At 64.0% G+C, this 17933-nt stretch carries 17 protein-coding genes; 10 read left to right on the forward strand and 7 right to left on the reverse strand.

From position 1 onward, the window contains the following. Positions 1-29 precede the first annotated feature (29 nt). The 9 genes from cyoA (at position 30) to AC4GYS_RS08245 (ending at position 11699) form a co-directional block, all read left to right on the forward strand. Positions 30-1211, forward strand: a complete 1182-nt coding sequence (gene cyoA / locus AC4GYS_RS08205) for a ubiquinol oxidase subunit II (RefSeq protein WP_491108597.1) — start codon at positions 30-32, stop codon at positions 1209-1211. A gap of 16 nt (positions 1212-1227) precedes the next feature. Continuing rightward, positions 1228-3237, forward strand: coding sequence for a cytochrome o ubiquinol oxidase subunit I (cyoB, locus tag AC4GYS_RS08210; protein WP_491108598.1), 2010 nt, complete (start codon positions 1228-1230; stop codon positions 3235-3237). Positions 3238-3262: 25 nt separating this feature from the next. Further along, complete coding sequence (cyoC, locus tag AC4GYS_RS08215) at positions 3263-3886, forward strand: cytochrome o ubiquinol oxidase subunit III (RefSeq protein ID WP_491109385.1); 624 nt, start codon at positions 3263-3265, stop codon at positions 3884-3886. Beyond that, the gene (gene cyoD, locus AC4GYS_RS08220; protein ID WP_491108599.1) at positions 3883-4275 is read left to right on the forward strand and encodes a cytochrome o ubiquinol oxidase subunit IV; all 393 of its coding nucleotides are present in this window, start codon (positions 3883-3885) and stop codon (positions 4273-4275) included. Before cyoC ends, cyoD begins: the two co-directional genes overlap by 4 nt. After that, a complete protein-coding gene (locus tag AC4GYS_RS08225) occupies positions 4272-4994 on the forward strand; it encodes an SURF1 family protein (protein ID WP_491108600.1) in 723 nt (240 codons plus the stop codon). The genes cyoD and AC4GYS_RS08225 overlap by 4 nt, the downstream gene beginning before the upstream one ends. Continuing rightward, positions 4994-6313, forward strand: coding sequence for an ATP-binding protein (locus AC4GYS_RS08230; RefSeq protein WP_491108601.1), 1320 nt, complete (start codon positions 4994-4996; stop codon positions 6311-6313). Before AC4GYS_RS08225 ends, AC4GYS_RS08230 begins: the two co-directional genes overlap by 1 nt. Beyond that, positions 6306-6845, forward strand: a complete 540-nt coding sequence (locus tag AC4GYS_RS08235) for a response regulator transcription factor (RefSeq protein ID WP_491108602.1) — start codon at positions 6306-6308, stop codon at positions 6843-6845. Before AC4GYS_RS08230 ends, AC4GYS_RS08235 begins: the two co-directional genes overlap by 8 nt. 142 nt (positions 6846-6987) lie before the next feature. Beyond that, on the forward strand, positions 6988-9174 hold the full coding sequence (locus tag AC4GYS_RS08240; RefSeq protein WP_491108603.1) for a CHASE domain-containing protein: 2187 nt from the start codon (positions 6988-6990) through the stop codon (positions 9172-9174). Between the two features lie 44 nt (positions 9175-9218). Beyond that, complete coding sequence (locus tag AC4GYS_RS08245) at positions 9219-11699, forward strand: TonB-dependent receptor (protein WP_491108604.1); 2481 nt, start codon at positions 9219-9221, stop codon at positions 11697-11699. 33 nt (positions 11700-11732) lie between these two features. On the opposite strand, the gene AC4GYS_RS08250 is transcribed toward AC4GYS_RS08245, so the two are convergent. The 3 genes from AC4GYS_RS08250 to AC4GYS_RS08260 all read right to left on the reverse strand — a co-directional run bounded on the left by AC4GYS_RS08250 (position 11733) and on the right by AC4GYS_RS08260 (position 14532). Next, positions 11733-12008, reverse strand: a complete 276-nt coding sequence (locus AC4GYS_RS08250) for a YdeI/OmpD-associated family protein (RefSeq protein WP_491108605.1) — start codon at positions 12006-12008, stop codon at positions 11733-11735. A 107-nt stretch (positions 12009-12115) separates the two neighbouring features. Next, positions 12116-12937 (reverse strand): class I SAM-dependent methyltransferase, encoded by an 822-nt coding sequence (locus AC4GYS_RS08255; RefSeq protein ID WP_491108606.1) that lies wholly within the window; start codon positions 12935-12937, stop codon positions 12116-12118. Between the two features lie 92 nt (positions 12938-13029). Next, positions 13030-14532 (reverse strand): TadA family conjugal transfer-associated ATPase, encoded by a 1503-nt coding sequence (locus tag AC4GYS_RS08260; protein WP_491108607.1) that lies wholly within the window; start codon positions 14530-14532, stop codon positions 13030-13032. A gap of 111 nt (positions 14533-14643) precedes the next feature. Here AC4GYS_RS08260 and AC4GYS_RS08265 point away from each other — a divergent pair, with 111 nt between their 5' ends. Continuing rightward, complete coding sequence (locus tag AC4GYS_RS08265; RefSeq protein ID WP_491108608.1) at positions 14644-15072, forward strand: DUF6265 family protein; 429 nt, start codon at positions 14644-14646, stop codon at positions 15070-15072. Positions 15073-15079: 7 nt separating this feature from the next. Here the strand turns inward: AC4GYS_RS08265 and AC4GYS_RS08270 are convergent, their stop codons facing one another. The 4 genes from AC4GYS_RS08270 to AC4GYS_RS08285 are packed head-to-tail and all read right to left on the reverse strand — an operon-like array spanning position 15080 to position 17925. After that, a complete protein-coding gene (locus tag AC4GYS_RS08270; RefSeq protein ID WP_491108609.1) occupies positions 15080-15340 on the reverse strand; it encodes an ATP synthase F1 subunit epsilon in 261 nt (86 codons plus the stop codon). Continuing rightward, positions 15333-15521 (reverse strand): glutathione S-transferase, encoded by a 189-nt coding sequence (locus AC4GYS_RS08275; protein ID WP_491108610.1) that lies wholly within the window; start codon positions 15519-15521, stop codon positions 15333-15335. The genes AC4GYS_RS08270 and AC4GYS_RS08275 overlap by 8 nt, the downstream gene beginning before the upstream one ends. 7 nt (positions 15522-15528) lie before the next feature. After that, entirely contained in the window at positions 15529-17013 is a 1485-nt protein-coding gene (gene atpD / locus AC4GYS_RS08280) for a F0F1 ATP synthase subunit beta (RefSeq protein ID WP_491108611.1), read from the reverse strand. Between the two features lie 27 nt (positions 17014-17040). Beyond that, on the reverse strand, positions 17041-17925 hold the full coding sequence (locus tag AC4GYS_RS08285; protein ID WP_491108612.1) for a F0F1 ATP synthase subunit gamma: 885 nt from the start codon (positions 17923-17925) through the stop codon (positions 17041-17043). Between the last annotated feature and the right edge of the window lie 8 nt (positions 17926-17933).

Here is a 17933-nt window from a genome sequence, read left to right on the forward strand (position 1 = left end):
GACACTGCGCCCGCACTAGGTGGACCCACATGCTGCAGCGATTCCCTTTATCGGCAAACGGCCTCAAGGCGGCGGTCCTTACCGTCTCGGTCCTGGCGCTCGCCGCTTGCGACCGCGCCGTGCTCAATCCGGCCGGCGACGTCGCGCGGCAGCAACGGGACATCATCTACATCTCCACGGGCCTGATGCTGCTGATCATCATCCCTGTGATGATCCTGATCGTCCTGTTTGCCTGGCGCTATCGCAAGGGGAACGGCGGCACCTACGATCCCGACTTCGATCATTCGACCAGCCTCGAACTGGTGATCTGGTCGGCGCCGCTGCTGATCATCATCATGCTGGGCGCGCTGACATGGTCCAGCACCCACCTCCTCGATCCCTTTCGACCGCTCGACGCGTCGGCGCTCGCGCAGGATGCTGATGCTCCGCGTGAGCCGCCGATGCGGATTCAGGTGGTGTCGATGGACTGGAAGTGGCTGTTCATCTATCCCGAACAGGGCATCGCGACCGTAAACGAACTGGTGCTTCCGGTCGGTCGGCAGGTGCGGTTCGACATCACGTCCACCAACATGATGAGCACGTTTTACGCGCCGACGATGGCGGGCATGATCTACGCGATGCCCGGCATGCAAAGCACGCTGCACGGCATCCTCAACCGTCCGGTTGCGGACGAGGGCCTGTCCGGCATGTACACCGGCGCCGGTTTCGCCAACCACCGGTTCAAGCTGTACGGGGTCGAGCAAGGCCGCTTCGATCAGTGGGTCAACCAGGTCCGCTCTTCTCCGCGCAATCTCGACCTGCCGACCTACATGGCGCTGGTGAAGCCGAGCGAGAAAGTCCCGCCGATGCACTTTGCCTCGGCCAGTCCGGACCTGTTCCGCCGCGTCCTCGAACGCTGCGTCAAGCCTGGTACCCCCTGCATGGGCGACGTGATGCGCCGCGACATGGGACATGGCGGAGGTCACCCGCACGACGTTCGTCCGGGGGCCGGAATGCCGCCGGGACGCGGCTCGGTCCCGCCGGCGGGTGACAAGCCGGAGGGCGCGGTCTTCAAGTCGCCGGAGGAGAAGGGCTCGCAACCTCATTTCACTGCGCCGACCGATCCCAACCAGGCCAAAGGCACGACCGAGCCCGGCGACCCCGCAAACCGCAACATGACTGAACTCAGCCCCTTGCCAACGCCGCTCAAGCCGGCGGCGGCCCGGGCCTGATCGGAGCGCACTGCCCGTGACCATCGAGACCATCGCCAAGATCATCTTCGGCCGGCTGACCTGGGAGTCCTTCCCGCTGTACGACCCGATCGTCCTCGGGGCGTTCATTGGCACTGTCCTCCTTGGCGCGGTCGCGCTGGCGGCCGTCACCAAGTACAAACTGTGGGGCTATCTGTGGCGCGAGTGGTTCACCACCGTCGATCACAAGAAGATCGGCATCATGTATTTCATCCTGGCGGTGGTGATGCTGGTTCGCGGCTTCGCCGATGCGATCATGATGCGCCTTCAACAGGCAATCGCTTTCGGTGCGAACGAGGGTTACCTCAACGCGCACCACTTCGATCAGGTCTTCACCGCGCACGGGACGATCATGATCTTTTTCGTCGCGATTCCGCTGATCGCTGGCGTCATCAATTACGTGATGCCGCTGCAGATCGGCGCCCGGGACGTTGCCTTTCCGTTCCTTAATTCGCTGAGTTTCTGGCTGACCGCGGCGGGCGCCATGCTGATCATGGCCTCGCTGTTCATCGGTGAATTTTCGACCGGCGGCTGGCTCAACTATGTGCCGGTCACCAATCTGGAAAACAGTCCGGGTGTCGGGCCGGACTATTATCTGTGGGCCCTACAGATAGCCGGGGTCGGGACGACATTGTCGGCGATCAACCTGGTGGCGACCATCATCAAGATGCGCGCTCCTGGCATGACCATGATGAAGATGCCGGTCTTCTGCTGGACGGCGCTATGCAGCCAGGTGCTGGCGATCGCCATCTTCCCGGTCCTCACCGGCGCCTTTGCGATGCTGATGCTCGACCGATATCTCGGCATGAATTTCTTTACCAACGACCTTGGTGGAAATCCGATGATGTACTGGAACCTCGTCTGGATCTGGGGTCATCCGGAGGTTTACGTCCTGATCCTGCCGGTGTTCGGCATCTATTCCGAGATCACCTCCACCTTCACCGGCAAGCGTCTGTTCGGCTATTCGTCGATGGTCTACGCGACGGTGGTCATCACCATCCTGTCCTACCTGGTGTGGCTCCACCACTTCTTCACCATGGGGTCCGGCGCCAGCGTCAACAGCTTCTTCGGTATTGCCACGATGGTCATCTCCATCCCAACCGGGGCGAAGATATTCAACTGGCTATTCACCATGTACCGAGGCTCGATCCGGTTCGAGCTACCGATGATGTGGGTGGTCGCGTTCATGCTGACCTTCGTGGTCGGCGGCATGACGGGTGTGCTCCTCGCAGTCCCGCCGGCCGACTTCGTGCTCCACAACTCGCTGTTCCTGGTGGCGCACTTTCATAACGTCATCATCGGCGGAGTCGTGTTCGGCCTGTTCGCAGGAATCGAATATTGGTGGCCCAAGGCGTTCGGCTTCAAGCTCAACCACAAGTGGGGACTGGTGCACTTCTGGGGCTGGGTGCTCGGCTATTGGGTGGCCTGGACGCCGATCTACATCGTTGGGCTGATGGGCACCACGCGGCGGACGCGCTACCTCGAAGATCCGACGCTGCAGCCATGGTTCGTCATTGCGGCGATCGGCGCGGTGATCATTGCCATCGGCATCGCCGGCTTCCTGATGCAGATCTACGTCAGCATCAGGGACCGCGAGCAGCTGAAGGTCGGCAACGATCCGTGGGATGGACGCACGCTGGAATGGTCGACGACCTCGCCTCCGCCACCGTACAACTTCGCCTTCACGCCGGTGGTCCACGATCTGGACGCCTGGTACGACATGAAGAAGCGGGGTTTCCAGCGGCCTGAGGGCGGGTTCCGACCCATCCACATGCCCAAGAACACCGCCAGCGGGATCATCATATCGGCCTTCGCCATGACGCTTGGCTTCGGGATGATCTGGTACATGTGGTGGCTGGCTGCCTTGAGCTTCCTCGGGCTCGTCGCCTACAGCATCTGGCACACGTTCGATTACAATCGCGACTATTACATCCCGGCCGACGAAGTTGAACGGTTCGAGCTCCGCTCGGATCGCTTCACGCCGCAGCCGACGCCGGCGGGAGCGTAACGTGGCCGACAAGTTCGAGAAGAAGATGGCCGAAGAAGCCGCCGCCAATCCAACCTTCTATCTGGGCGAGCAGGACGATCATCATGGTCACGGCGGAAGCCCGACCATGCTGGGCTTCTGGATCTACCTGATGAGCGACGCGCTGATCTTCGCCAGCCTGTTCGCGACCTTTGGCGTGCTGAGCACCAGCTTCGCCGGCGGGCCCACGCCGCGGGACGTGTTCGACCTGAAGCTGGTGGCGCTGAACACCGCGATCCTGCTGGTGTCGTCGATCACCTACGGGATGGGCATGATCGCGATGGAGGAGGGCCGGCAGAAAGCCGTGCAGATGTGGCTGGCCGTCACGGGCCTGCTCGGCGCGGCCTTCGTCGGGGTGGAGCTCTACGAGTTCAATCACTTCTTCCACGAGGGTGCCGTGCCGCAGCGCAGCGGCTATTGGTCGGGGATGTGGACCCTGGTCGGCACCCACGGACTGCACGTCACGGTGGGCGTGATGTGGATCGTTATTTCCATGATCCAGGTCGCCAAGCGCGGTCTGATCCTGGAAAACAAGCGGCGCCTGATGTGCCTGTCGATGTTCTGGCACTTCCTCGACGTGATCTGGATCGGCGTCTTCACCTTTGTCTACCTTATGGGAATGGTGCGATGAGCTCTTCCTCGGACGTCAATGTCGATCCGGAACTGCACAGCCACGGGGACACCATGGGGCATGGATCGAAGCGCAGCTATCTGGTCGGCTTCGCGCTGTCGGTGGTGCTGACCGCCATCCCGTTCTGGCTGGTTATGGCGACCCCCTTGGCCAGTCCAGGCTGGACGGTCGCATTGATTGTTGCCTTCGCGGTGGCCCAAATCCTGGTGCACACCGTCTGCTTCCTGCACGTCAACACGCAGGGTGAAGGCGGCTGGACGCTGGTGGCTTATGTCTTCACTGCGGTAATTTTGTTCATCACCATCGCCGGCTCGCTGTGGATCATGTATCACCTCAACACCAACATGATGCCGGGCATGATGACCGGCACGGTCAGCACCACTCCGTGAGCGAGCGAACGGGCAGGGGGAAGCGGTTCTTCCTCCTCGCCCTGTGCAGCCTGGGGCTGATCCTCTTTACCGGGCTTGGGGTCTGGCAGGTCGAGCGGCGCGCGTGGAAGCTCGATCTGATCGATCGGGTGAACGCCCGCGTCACCGCGCCGCCCCAGCCTGTTCCGCCCCGAAGCAGCTGGGCAGCGCTCGATCCCAGGGATGTCGAATATCGCCGCGTTCGGCTGAGCGGCCGTTTTCTCCATGATCGTGAGACGCTGGTCGATGCGCTCACCGAACTCGGGGCGGGTTCGTGGGTAATTACCCCGCTGGTGACGCCCGGGGGCACTGTCCTCGTTAACCGGGGCTTCGTACCGACCGACCGCCGGTCTGCCGCCAGCCGTGCTGCTGCCCAAGGCAATCGCGTAAGTCAGGTGATCGGGCTTTTGCGCCTGTCGGAGCCGGACGGTCGGTTCCTGCGCCCGAACCAGCCGGCGATGGATCGCTGGTTCTCGCGTGATGTCGGCGCGATCGCCCGCAGACGGGGGTTGGAAGACGTCGCACCATTTTTCGTCGATGCAGATGCCACTCAGAATCCTGGCGGCTTCCCAGTGGGCGGGCTGACCGTGATCCGCTTTCGCAATACGCACCTCATCTATGCGCTGACCTGGTTTGGGCTCGCCGCCCTGTCTTTAGGCGGTCTGGTCCTGCTGCTGAAAAATCCTCATAAGCGGACGTAATGGATACTCCGCTGCTTGCCTTGACCCGCGGACAGCCCGCGGGGCTTCCCGGTCGCTCGCCAAAGGAAGCCGCGGCGGAGAACATGCGGCAGCTGATCCAGCTGCGCTGGCTGGCGGTCGCTGGCCAGCTGGTCGCCATCCTGCTCGCCAGCTACGGTCTGAACGTCGTGCTGCCCGTGGGTGCGATGATGCTGGTGGTTGCGCTGCTCGCGCTTGCCAACCTGCTCTTCACGCTCACGCTGCGTTATTGGGTGGTCCCGGGCGAGCTTTTCCTCGCGCTGCTGCTCGACATGGCGGCGCTGACTGCGCAGCTTTATCTCAGTGGGGGCGCAGGCAACCCCTTCTATTCGCTTTATCTATTGCAGGTCGTGCTGGGGGCGATCTTGCTGCCGCAGCGCATGGCCTGGATCCTGATCGCAGTGGCGGTCGCCTGCTTTGCCTTCATCTCGCAGAACCACCTCCCGCTGCGGCTTCCGCCCCGCATCGGCTCGCTGCCCGCCGATCTCAGGCTGATCGGCGAGGGTATCAGCTTCGCGATGGTGGCGACTTTGCTGGCCTTGTTCATGGGCCGCATCAGCCGCAACCTTCGCGCCCGCGATGATTATGTGACGGAACTCCGCCAGCGCACGCTGGAGGAAGACGGCATCGTGAGGATGGGGCTTTTCGCCAGCGGCGCGGCGCATGAACTCGGCACGCCGCTTTCGACCCTGTCGGTGCTGGTCGCTGACTGGATGAAGAATCCGGCGTTCGCCGCCGACCCGGCCATGCGGGAGGAACTCCGCGACGCGCAGGCGGAGCTTGCGCGATGCAAGGACATCGTCTCGAACATCCTCCACTCCGCCGGCACCGATCGCGGCGAGGCGATGGCCTCCGCTCCCGCCGATCAACTGCTGCGCGCAATCACGGAAGAATGGCAGTCGTCGCAGCCCTCCGTCGCCTTCGCCTACGAACCGATATCCATCGACGGCATTCGGATCGCGGCGGAACCGGCCTTGCGGCAGGCGATCTTCAACATGCTCGACAACGCGGCCGAGGTCTCACCCGTGGGAAGTAAGCTGCGTGCGGAAGTCGAGGACGACCGCCTGGCGGTTGCCGTTCTCGATTGGGGACCCGGTTTTCCCCCTGAGCAACTGCGGGACGTTGGTCGCATCTATCAATCGAGCAAGGGCGCGGGCCACGGCGTTGGCCTGTTCCTGGCCGCGAATGTGGCGCGGCGTCTCGGCGGCACCCTGGAGGCCAGCAATCGCGTTGGTGGGGGAGCGGTCGTTCGCCTGCTGCTCCCCCTGACGTCCGTCGCCAATCGGAGAAACAATGGCTGAAGACGAGCTCAAGCGCTTGCTGATTGTGGAGGACGACCAGTCCTTCGCCCGCACCCTGGCGCGTTCATTCGAGCGGCGCGGATACGATGTGCGGGTCGCGCACAATCCGGCTGAATTGGACCGACTGCTCGCCGAGGACGATGCCGATTACGCAGTCGTCGATCTCAAGCTGGAAACTCAGTCCGGCCTGCCCTGCGTTCAGCGCCTCCACGCAGAGAATCCGAATATGCGGATCGTCGTCCTGACGGGCTATGCCAGCATTTCAACCGCAATCGAGGCGATCAAATTGGGTGCCTCGCACTATCTTCCCAAGCCCTCCAATACCGACGACATCGAGGCGGCGTTTGGCCGCGCGGAAGGCGACGCGGCCGTGCCGGTGAGCCGGCAGCCGAGTTCGCTCAAGACCTGGGAATGGGAACGGATCAACCAGACGTTGGCTGACACTAATTTCAACATTTCCGAAACCGCCCGCCGCCTCGGCCTCCATCGGCGGACGCTGGCGCGGAAGCTGGAGAAGCGGCCGCTCAAATAGGCGCCAGGACCGTTCGACCGCCTTGGAATGGCGGGGCAGGCAACTGGTCGCAGCAATCATGGCTTTCGAAAATCACGGCAGTCGCTAGGGGAGCCGCAATCTCCGTTGAACCTTTCCCCTCATTGTTCGGTTGACTCGCCAAGTGAATTCTCGCCGCTACCTTTTGCCGGCCCTGATCCTGGCTGTCGGTCTCATCGCGTCCATCCTGATCGCCTGGCAACTGGCGCGGACCGAGGAGCGGCGCAGTGCGCTGCGTTTCGACAATGCCGCGGCGGGCGCGGAGTCGGCTGTCGCCAACAAGGTCGCGATGCAATTGGCGACCTTGCGCGGGCTGGAAGGGCTGATCGCCGCATCGGGCGAAGTGACGGAGGACGAGTTTCGCCGCTATGGCGAGCGCCTTCGACTCTCCACGGTGCAGGAGGGGGTGCTCGGAGTCGGCTTTGCCGAAGCTGGCGTTGAGGGCAGACCGATCGCCGGTCAGCAACCCACGACGGCCGGGCTAACGTCGTCGATCCGCCTTCTTTATCCGCTGGATGCCCGAAACCGCGCGGCATTGGGCGTGGACATGCTGAGCGAGCAGACCCGCCGCGAAGCGATGCTTCGGGCATGGAATAGCGGCGAGCCGGCCCTTTCCGCGATGGTCCGACTGGTCCAGGAAATCGACCGCAACAAACAACCCGGCGTGCTGCTGTACATGCCGATGCGCGGTGCGGACGGTGAGCTTCGCGGTTGGGTCTACAGCCCGTTGCGCGGTTACGATCTGTTCGGAACGATCTTCAACCGGCCAGAATTCGCAGGTTTGTACATTTCCGTTTTCGATCGGCCAAACGCCGGTGGGAACCAGCTTTACGCCAATGGCCCGGCACCGACCGAGCCGCGCCATGCCAAGCAAATCCTGGTGCCCGTTGGTGGGCGCCAATTGGCGCTACGCCTGGCAAGCACGGACACATTCGAGCGCGGGTCGCCCTTGACGCTGCCGCTGCTGGTGGGCGTGCTGGGCGCATTGATCACATGCCTGCTGGCGGCTCTGGCATTGCAGCAGCAGCGCAAGGTGGCGGAGATCGAGGATAGGGTTCGCAGCGCGACCGCGGAACTGACCGCCACCAATGCCCGGCTTCGTAACGAAATCACCGCCCGTGGCGAGGCGGAAGCGCAATTGCATCAGGCTCAGAAGATGGAAGCGGTTGGCCAGCTGACAGGCGGCATCGCGCATGATTTCAACAACATGCTGGCGATCGTGATCGGCAGCCTCGACTTTGCTCGACATGTCGACGATCCAGGGCGCATCAAGCGGCTGGTCGAACAGGCGCTGAAGGGCGCGACCAAGGCGGCCGAGCTGACCCATCGTTTGCTCGCCTTTTCTCGACGGCAGAACCTCGTTCCGTCCGTGATCGACCCCAACGCGCTGGTCGCCGACATGTCGGAACTGATCCGGCGCACGATCGGCGGAGCAATCCGCTTCGATACCGAGCTCGTCGACGACGCGTGGCCGATCTTCGCGGACGCATCCCAGGTGGAAAGCGCGATCCTCAACCTCGCGGTCAACGCTCGCGACGCGATGGAAGACGGCGGCAGGCTGACCATCGAAACCGCCAATTGCGAACTCGATGAGGTTTACGCCCGATCCCGCCAGGACGTGACGCCCGGCGATTATGTTCTGATCGCGGTGTCGGATACGGGCGTCGGCATGAGCCCCGAGGTCCGCGCCCGGGTGCTGGAGCCGTTCTTCACCACCAAGGAAGTCGGCAAGGGCACCGGCCTTGGCCTCAGTCAGGTCTTCGGCTTCGTGAAGCAGTCGGGTGGCCACCTGTCGATCTATTCGGAACCGGGGCGCGGCACGACCATCAAGCTGTATCTGCCGCGCCATGAAGGTGTCGCTGGCATCGACCAGGAGCCGTCGGTGCAAACGCCGGCGGCGCTGCCCAAGGGCCGCCCGGACGAACTGATCCTAGCCGTGGAAGACGAAGAGGACGTTCGTTTGATGAGCGTCGACGCGTTGCGCGATCTGGGATACACGGTAGTCCATGCGTCCGATGGCGCGGCGGCCCTCCGCTACCTAGAGGCCAACTCGGGCGTACGGCTTGTCTTCACCGATATCGTCATGCCCGAGATGGATGGGGCCGAACTCGCCTCGGTCATTCGTGAACGCTATCCGGACATCCGCCTGCTGTTCACCACCGGCTACGCTCGCGGGGCGATCGGCCGCGACGGGCGGCTGCCAGCCGGAGTGGATCTCATCGCCAAGCCGTTCACTATCTCACAGTTGGCGACCAAGATCCGCGCGGTGCTCGATGCGCCGGCCGACTCCACTCCGCCGGCCATCCGCTGACGGCTCATCTTCTGTTCACTGGCGGATGGGGTAACAGCCGCCGAATGACCCGTCGCACCGCGTACCTCCTTTCCGCAGCCGCATTTTTCTTCGCTACCCCAGCTTCCGCGCAGGAACAGCAGCCAGGCGGCACGCCCGAGCCGACGGAAGGCGCTTCATCCGATCCTGCGGAAGGGGTCGATGAGGAGGATATCGAGGAGATCACGGTGGTCGCCCGGCGGGATCCCACCGCCGTAATCGGCGACATTCCGCCGGAAAACCAGCTCAGCTCACGGGATATCCGGGCCTATGGCTCCAGTTCGGTGGCCGAACTGCTGGATGCGCTGGCGCCCCAGCTTGGCAGCAGTCGCGGTCGGGGAGGGGGTGGCCAGCCGGTCGTCCTTTTGAACGGGCGCCGTATCTCCGGCTTCCGAGAGGTGCGCGACTTGCCGCCGGAAGCCATTCTCCGGCTCGACATCCTGCCGGAGGAAGTGGCGCTGAAGTACGGCTACCGGGCCGACCAGCGGGTGGTGAACATCGTCCTGCGCCCGCGCTTCCGCTCCACCACCATCCGGGTCGAGGGCCGCGTTCCGACAGCGGGCGGCAGCGTGCGCGGTGAATATGACTATACGGTTCTGGCGATCGGCGAAAACAGCCGGACGACGCTCAACGCTCGCGCCGAAGGGTCTACTGCACTGACGGAGGACGAGCGCGATATTCGGTTCGACGCCACAGCTGGTGGGTCGGACCCGCGGCCATTCCGGACCCTGGAAGGCTCCCGCCGGCTTGCGCGCTTCGGCGCGAACCACAATCGCACCTTGTTCGGTGACGTCAGTTCGACCTTCGATGCCCAGATAGAACGGACGGTGGGCCGGTCTTTGCTCGATCCGTCCCTGCTGGTCTCGCGCGACCCACTCCAGCGCGATACCGACACCCTGTCCGGTCGGCTGGGTATCGCCTTGAACGGACAGAAGGCACGTTGGCGCTGGTCGCTTACGGGCGGCTACGATCTCGCGCGTTCCATCACGGAAACTGATCGCGAGGACGTTCTGCTGCTGACAGCGTACGAGGATCGGGCGCTCACGGTCTCGTCGAACGGCAATCTCGATCTGGTTCTCAATGGTCTGTTGCTCGATCTGCCAGCGGGCCGGGCGACCGCGACTGTGCGGCTTGGGGCGGAGATGCGCGATCTCGACAGCCGCGTTCGCCGCGACGGGAGAGTGCGTGAAACCGATCTCGGCCGGGATCGCGGCAGCGCTGCGCTGAACGTCGATCTGCCGGTTGCCAAGCGCAATGGCCCCCTGGGCGCGATCGGCAATCTCACCCTCAACGCCAATGCCGAGGTTGAACAGCTCAGCGATTTCGGCACCCTCACCACGGTCGGCGCAGGCTTGTTCTGGTCTCCCGTCGAACGGCTCAACCTCATTGCCAGCTGGACCCGCGAGGAAGGCTCACCCAGCCTCAACCAGCTCGGCGATCCGGTTCTGGTGACGCGGGGCAGCCGCGTCTTCGACTTCATCCGTGGTGAGACGGTATCGGTGGAGGCCCGGACCGGGGGCAACGAAGACCTGCTCGCCGATCGCCGCCGGGTCCTGAAGCTTGGGGGTTCATGGCAGCCGCTGGAGGAAGTCGACCTCAATCTTCGCGCGGATTACGTCCGCACCCGCATCGCCAATCCGATCAGCGGCTTTCCGGCCATAACGGAAGCGATCGCCGACGCTTTCCCGGACCGCTTCCGGCGCGATGCGGACGGAAACCTCACCCGTGTCGACCTCCGCCCGGTCAATTTCGACAGCTCAGCTCGCGATGAGCTGCGCTGGGGCTTCAACTATACCAAGCCGCTGACCTCCGCCCGGCCGCCGCAATCGGTGCTCGCCCAGCTGCGGGGCCAGTTCGGCGGACAGCGCAGGCCTGGGGCAGGTGGGCAGGCGGGTGAGGGCGGTCCACGTCCCGGTGCCGGTGGACCGCCGCCAGGTGGCTTCGGCGGCCGTCGCGGCGGTGGCCGCGGCAATTGGCGGCAGGGCGGCCGACTGACCTTTTCGCTCTATCATACATGGACGCTCAAGGACGAAGTCCGCATCGCGCCCGATCTGCCGACGCTCGACTATCTGGGCGGCGATGTGATCGAAGGCGGTTTTCGTCCGCGTCACAAGCTGGAAGGGGACCTTGGCTGGTTCAACAACGGCCTGGGCGCGCGGCTGTCCGGGAATTGGCAGAACGGCGGCGAGGTTGGCAGCGGCGAGGGCACGCTCGACTTCGCGCCACTAGCCAAATTTAATCTCAATCTGTTCGCCAATCTGGGCGAACGATGGGAACTCGTCGCCAAGCACCCGTGGCTCCGCGGGACGCAGTTGCGGCTCGGCGTGCAGAACATCTTCGACGCCAAGCAGCGGGTCCGCGACATCGATCGCGACGTGCCGGTGAATTATCAGCCCGACCTGCTCGACCCGCTGGGCCGGACTGTCTCCATCAGCATCCGCAAGCAGTTTCTTCCGCCGCCCGGTTTCTACCGGCGGGACCGGGCTGGCGGCGGCGGGAGAGACTGAGCGGTCAAAGCGACGACGGTGACCATGTCCCGCCTACCCCTCGCTTTTTCCCTTCGTTCGATGCGGACACCCCGGCCAGCAGCACGGACGACGCTTGCCTTCGCTCAGGCTTTCGATCCCCCATGCGATCCTCTTCGATCGGGTCGCGGTCTGCTTTGCTGAGCAAATCCAGCAGATCCACTCATTCCGCGCGAGAGGGGTGATATCCTGCCAGGTTTCAAGCGCGGCGGGTTGCGCGACCAGTGCCGCCGCGAAATCCACCGGCAGTTCGTGCAGCACTCCGCCAGGGATACTGGAAACGTCGGCCACCGATTTCCCATCTCAAACGCAGCAGCGTCCACGCCCGCCGCTCGTCAGATCCCAGGGGATAATTCAGAATAGGGTCCGAATGAAGATACGTTGGTCGACGGATCCGTTTACCGCCGTGGCTTCTCGAATTTCAGCGTCATGCGATCGCTCTCGCCGATCGCCAGATATTTCGCGCGATCCGTGTCGCCCAGCCGAAGGGTTGGCGGCAGGGTCCACACGCCTTCTGGATGGTCTGCCGTGTCGCGCGGGTTGGCATTGATCTCGCTCGAACCGACAAAGCGGAAGCCGGCTGCCTCGGCCAGGCGGCGGACGGTCGAAACCTTGAGATAGCCGCTGGTCTTCTCACGCGCGGCGTCGGCATTCTCCGGCAGGCGATGATCGACAATGCCCAGCGTGCCGCCGGGTTTCAGCATGTCGTACATCTGCTTGAACGCCAGATCGGCATAGGGCTCATCCCCCATCGCCCAGTTATGGACGTTGCGGAAGGTCAGCACCACGTCGGCGCTGCCCGCCGGCACGCCTTGCTCGCCGGCCGCGCGAACGGGAAAGACCCCGGTTCGTGCCGATCCGTAAAGCGCCGAATTGGTTTGCGTGAAGGTCCGGAACGCTTCCAGGCCCCGGGCGGGCGCCGCTGCATAATAGGTCCCACCGCCCCGACTGACATAGGGGACCAGGATTTCACTGTACCAGCCGCGTCCCGGAAAGATCTCGACCACCGTGTCGCTGGGCTTCACGCCGAAGAAGGAAAGGGTGGCAACGGGGTTGCGATAGCGGTCGCGGGCGACATTGGCCGGCGTACGGGTTGGCGCGGCGACCGCGGCCTGCAGAGCGGCTGCGTGTGACGGGATCAGCGTCTGGTCGGCAGAGGTCGCAGCACAAGCGGGAAGGGCGGCGAAGGCGAGCAGGACGGCAAGGCGGCGGATCGGCATATGAAGCTCCCCTGGGTGTTGCGAAGCTGCATGGCGCAGGCCGTCATGGGAGTAAATCCCTAGAGGCAAGCCTCCAGGCGCCCTCGTGGTACCTAGAGGCAAGCCTCTAGGTACGGCTGATCGAAGCCGAACTGCTTGGCCTTTTCCAGCGTGTAGGGCCTGAGGCCCATCGAGCGGTATTCGCCGATGATCTTGCCGTCGCTGCTTTCGTCCAGATATTCGAACTTGAACAGTTCCTGGGTGACGATGACCTCGCCCTCCATGCCGATCACTTCGGTGATATTGGTCGTGCGGCGCGAACCGTCGCGGAGGCGCTTGACCTGGACGATCAGGTCGACCGAATCCGCGATCTGACGACTGATCGCCTCCTTCGGGATCTTGATGTCGCCCATCATCACCATGTTCTCCATACGCGCCAGGCATTCGCGCGGGGAGTTAGAGTGGAGCGTCGCCATCGATCCGTCGTGGCCGGTGTTCATCGCGGCCAGGAGGTCGAAACACTCCTGACCACGGATTTCGCCCAGGATGATCCGGTCGGGACGCATACGCAGGGCGTTGATGACGAGGTCGCGGATTGTGATCGCGCCCTGGCCCTCCAGGTTCGGCGGGCGGGTTTCCAGCGGCAGCCAGTGCGGCTGCTGCAGCCGAAGCTCGGCCGCGTCCTCGATCGTGATGACGCGCTCGCCCGGGTCGATCATCTTCGACAGGGCGTTGAGCATGGTCGTCTTGCCCGATCCCGTACCGCCGGAAATGATGACGTTCATTCGGGCGGCGCCGGCAATCTTCAGTACGGTCGCCATCTTTTCCGACATCGATCCGAACCCGCGCATCATGTCGAGCGTGATCGGCTTTTCGGAGAACTTACGAATGGAGATGGCGGTGCCGCGCAGCGACAGCGGCGGGATGATGACGTTGACGCGGCTGCCGTCCTGCAATCGGGCGTCGGCGAGCGGCGTGGTCTGATCGACCCGGCGGCCGACCTTGTTCACGATCCGCTGCGCGATCTGGAACAGATGCTCTTCGTCGCGGAACTGGATCTGCGCCAGCTCCAGCTTGCCCTTGCGTTCGATGAAGGTCTGCTCGGGGCCGTTCACCATGATGTCGCTCACGGCCGGATCTGCCAGCAGCTCCTCCAGCGGCCCAAGACCCAGAAGCTCGTCGACGAGCACCTTTTCCAGCGCGAACTGCTCACGGCGGTTTAGCGTTATCTTCAGTTCGGCCAGCACTTCTCCGATGATTGGCCGGAACTCCTCGGCCAATTCATCCTTGCCAAGCGTTGCCGCGGCTTCGGGATCGACCCGCTCCAGCAGCCGCGGCAGCACCTGTTCCTTGATACGGTGAACGGACGCTTCGAAGCCTTCGCCCTTGGACGAGGCCGCATCGCCGCTCTGGTTCTGGCGGTGGTTTAGCCGATCCATCGCGCCCATGGCGCTAACGGCGTCGGCGGGGGCGTCGGTTGGCGTCGCCGCGTCGAGGGCTGGCGGTGCTTCGGGCTCCTTGGTTTCCGGCGCACCACTGCCCTTCATCGGACGCGCGACGCCGAAGGCGGGACGCTGTCCGCCACCCATGCCACTGCGCTTGCCGAATGCGTTCATCAGACTTTTTCCACCCGTTCCCGCGGTTTTCAGGCAATGGTGAATACGGCTCAAACTTTACTGAAAAGATAACCAGCTTTGGGCGGGCCCACTGACACGGGAGAGTCTCTGGTGATCATCAGCTTGCTGGCAACGGCCACGCTTCAGGTTCATCCGATCGTGATGCCCGACTGGCTGAGCGGCTTTTGGACTCAATCATCGGCGAACGGCTGGACCGAGGAGTGGTGGAGCCCACCGCGCGCCGGTCTTATGCTTGGCGCCGGCCGGCGCGGAAAGGGCGATACGCTCGGCTTCTTTGAACATATGCGGATCGAACGCACGACGGCCGGGCTGCGTCTATGTGCCTTGCCCAAGGGGCAGGCAGGTGGCTGCTTTGTCGCTGCTGCGCAGGGCGAGCGCAGCATCACCTTCGAAAACCGCGCCCACGATTATCCGCAGCGCATCCGTTATTGGCGTGAAGGAGCGGAACTGCGGGCGGAAGTCAGTCTCGCAGACGGCACCCAGAAGCAGAGCTGGACCTTCCGGCCCGCTGCGAAATAGCCAGGGCCTACGCCTCGGCGCTTTCTGCCAGCACAGTCAGACCCTTGTCGCCGACTTCCGCGAACCCGCCGCTGACCCGGATACGCTCCGGCTGGGCACCGGCCGTGCGATACACCGACAAATAGCCGTCGCGCAGGGTGGTCATGAAGGGCGCGTGGCCGGCCATGACGCCGAACTCGCCTTCGACGCCGGGCACGACGACCATGTGGACGTCGGCGGACAGGACCTGCCGTTCGGGCGTGACCAGTTCAAAGCGCAGCTCAGCCATTCTTCATCTCCAGGGCGGCGTCGAATGCTCGCGTCGCCGTCTCGAACTTGTCCCGGCAGCCGGGATTGCAGAAACCGACCACCGCGCCCTTGTAGATCATCAACGAGTCCGGACTGACCGGCTCGCCCGACCAGGGGCAACTCTCGTTGATCGCATCTTCCCGGCGCGGATGGTCCGCCATTGCAGGATCAGGCCGCGTCGGCCGCCATCTTCTCGGCCTTGGCCACCGCTTCCTCGATGCCGCCGACCATGTAGAAGGCCGATTCCGGCAGATGGTCGTACTCGCCGCTGACGACCGCCTTGAACGAGCGAACCGTGTCCTCGACCTGGACGAACTTGCCCGGAATGCCGGTGAAGACCTCGGCGACGTGGAAGGGCTGCGACAAAAAACGCTGGATCTTGCGAGCGCGCGAGACGACCAGCTTATCCTCTTCCGACAGCTCGTCCATGCCCAGGATGGCGATGATGTCCTGCAGCGACTTGTACTTCTGCAGCACTTCCTGGACCGCGCGGGCGGTCTCGTAGTGCTCCTGGCCAACGACGGCCGGGGTCAGAACACGGCTGACGGAGTCGAGCGGGTCGACCGCCGGGTAGATGCCCAGTTCGGAGATCGCGCGGCTCAGCGTGGTCGTCGCGTCAAGGTGCGCGAACGAGGTTGCCGGAGCCGGGTCGGTCAAGTCGTCGGCCGGCACGTAGATCGCCTGCACCGAAGTGATCGACCCCTTGTTGGTGGAGGTGATCCGCTCCTGCAGCTGGCCCATGTCGGTCGACAGCGTCGGCTGGTAACCCACGGCCGAAGGAATACGGCCTAGCAGCGCGGACACTTCCGAACCCGCCTGGGTGAAGCGGAAGATGTTGTCGACGAAGAAGAGCACGTCCTGGCCCTCCTGGTCGCGGAAATACTCGGCCTGGGTCAGGCCGGACAGGGCGACGCGGGCGCGGGCTCCCGGCGGCTCGTTCATCTGGCCGAACACCAGCGCCACCTTGGAGCCTTCCGGGGTCGGGTTGCCGTCGGCGTCCTTGGCGATGACGCCCGCGTCAAGGAACTCGTGGTAAAGGTCGTTGCCTTCACGGGTCCGCTCGCCGACGCCGGCGAAGACGGACACGCCGCCGTGGCCCTTCGCGATGTTGTTGATCAACTCCTGGATCAGCACGGTCTTGCCGACGCCGGCGCCGCCGAACAGGCCGATCTTGCCGCCCTTGGCGTAGGGCGCGAGGAGGTCGATGACCTTGATGCCGGTGACGAGGATGCTCGCTTCGGTCGACTGGTCGACAAAGGCCGGAGCCTCGGCGTGGATCGGCGCCATCATGTCGCTGCCGATCGGGCCACGCTCGTCGATCGGTTCACCGATGACGTTCATGATCCGGCCGAGCGTCTTGGGTCCGACCGGGACCTGGATTTGCGATCCGGTGGCACGCACCGACTGGCCGCGGGTCAGGCCGTCCGTTGAATCCATGGCGATCGTGCGGACCACGTTCTCGCCCAGATGCTGCGCAACCTCCAGGACCAGGCGGTTGCCGCCATTGTCCGTCTCCAGCGCGGAGAGGATGGCAGGCAGCTCGCCGTCGAAAGAAACGTCGACGACGGCGCCGATGACCTGCGCGACGCGGCCGGTCAGGTTGCTGGTCGTGCCCGTGGCCGGGCGGTCGATGGTGTCAGCGGCGGTGGCCATGTTCTTGTCCTTGCCTTGCTTGGTTTCTTAGAGCGCTTCGGCGCCCGAGATGATTTCAACGAGTTCGGTGGTGATCGCCGCCTGGCGTTGGCGATTGTACTGGATTGACAGCCGGTTGATCATGTCACCCGCGTTGCGGGTGGCGTTGTCCATGGCGGTCATTTGCGAGCCGTAAAATCCAGCCTGATTCTCCAGCAGCGCGCGATAGATTTGGATCGTCACATTCTTGGGTAGCAGTTCGGCGAGGATCGCCTCCTCGTCCGGCTCATATTCCACTGCTGCGGCGGAGACCGGCGAACCCGCGTCGTTGGCAGCGGCGGGCTTGACCGGAATGATCTGCTCGACCGTCGGCTCCTGCGCCAGGACCGACTTGAAGTTCGAGTATGCGAGATGGGCAACGTCGAAATCGCCCGCGTCGAACCGACGCATAACCTCGGCGGCGATCGCTTGTGCGTCGCTGTAGGCCGGGTTCTTCATTTCGGACGTGTCGTGTTGCCCGGCGATCAGGCCGGGGAAGAACCGGTTGAGGACAGGACGGCTCTTGCGCCCGACGATCAGGAAGCGGACTTCCTTGCCCTGCCCGATCAGTTCGTCAGCCCGGCGGCGTACGGCCCGAACGATATTGGTGTTGAACGCGCCCGCCAGACCACGATCGCTCGACGCGACCACGATAAGGTGCCGCTGATCGCTACCGGTGCCGGCAATCAATTTCGGCGACTGGGGACCGACGGTGACGCGCGAAGCGAGACTGGCCACGACATCGCTCAGCCGTTGCGAGTAGGGGCGGCCGGACTCGGCGTTCGATTGCGCACGGCGCAGCTTCGCTGCGGCGACCATCTTCATCGCCTTGGTGATCTTCTGCGTCGACTTCACCGAGCCGATGCGGATCTTGAGGGCCTTGAGGCTCGCCATGGTCGGTT

The organism is Sphingomonas sp. SP1 (genome assembly GCF_058313395.1).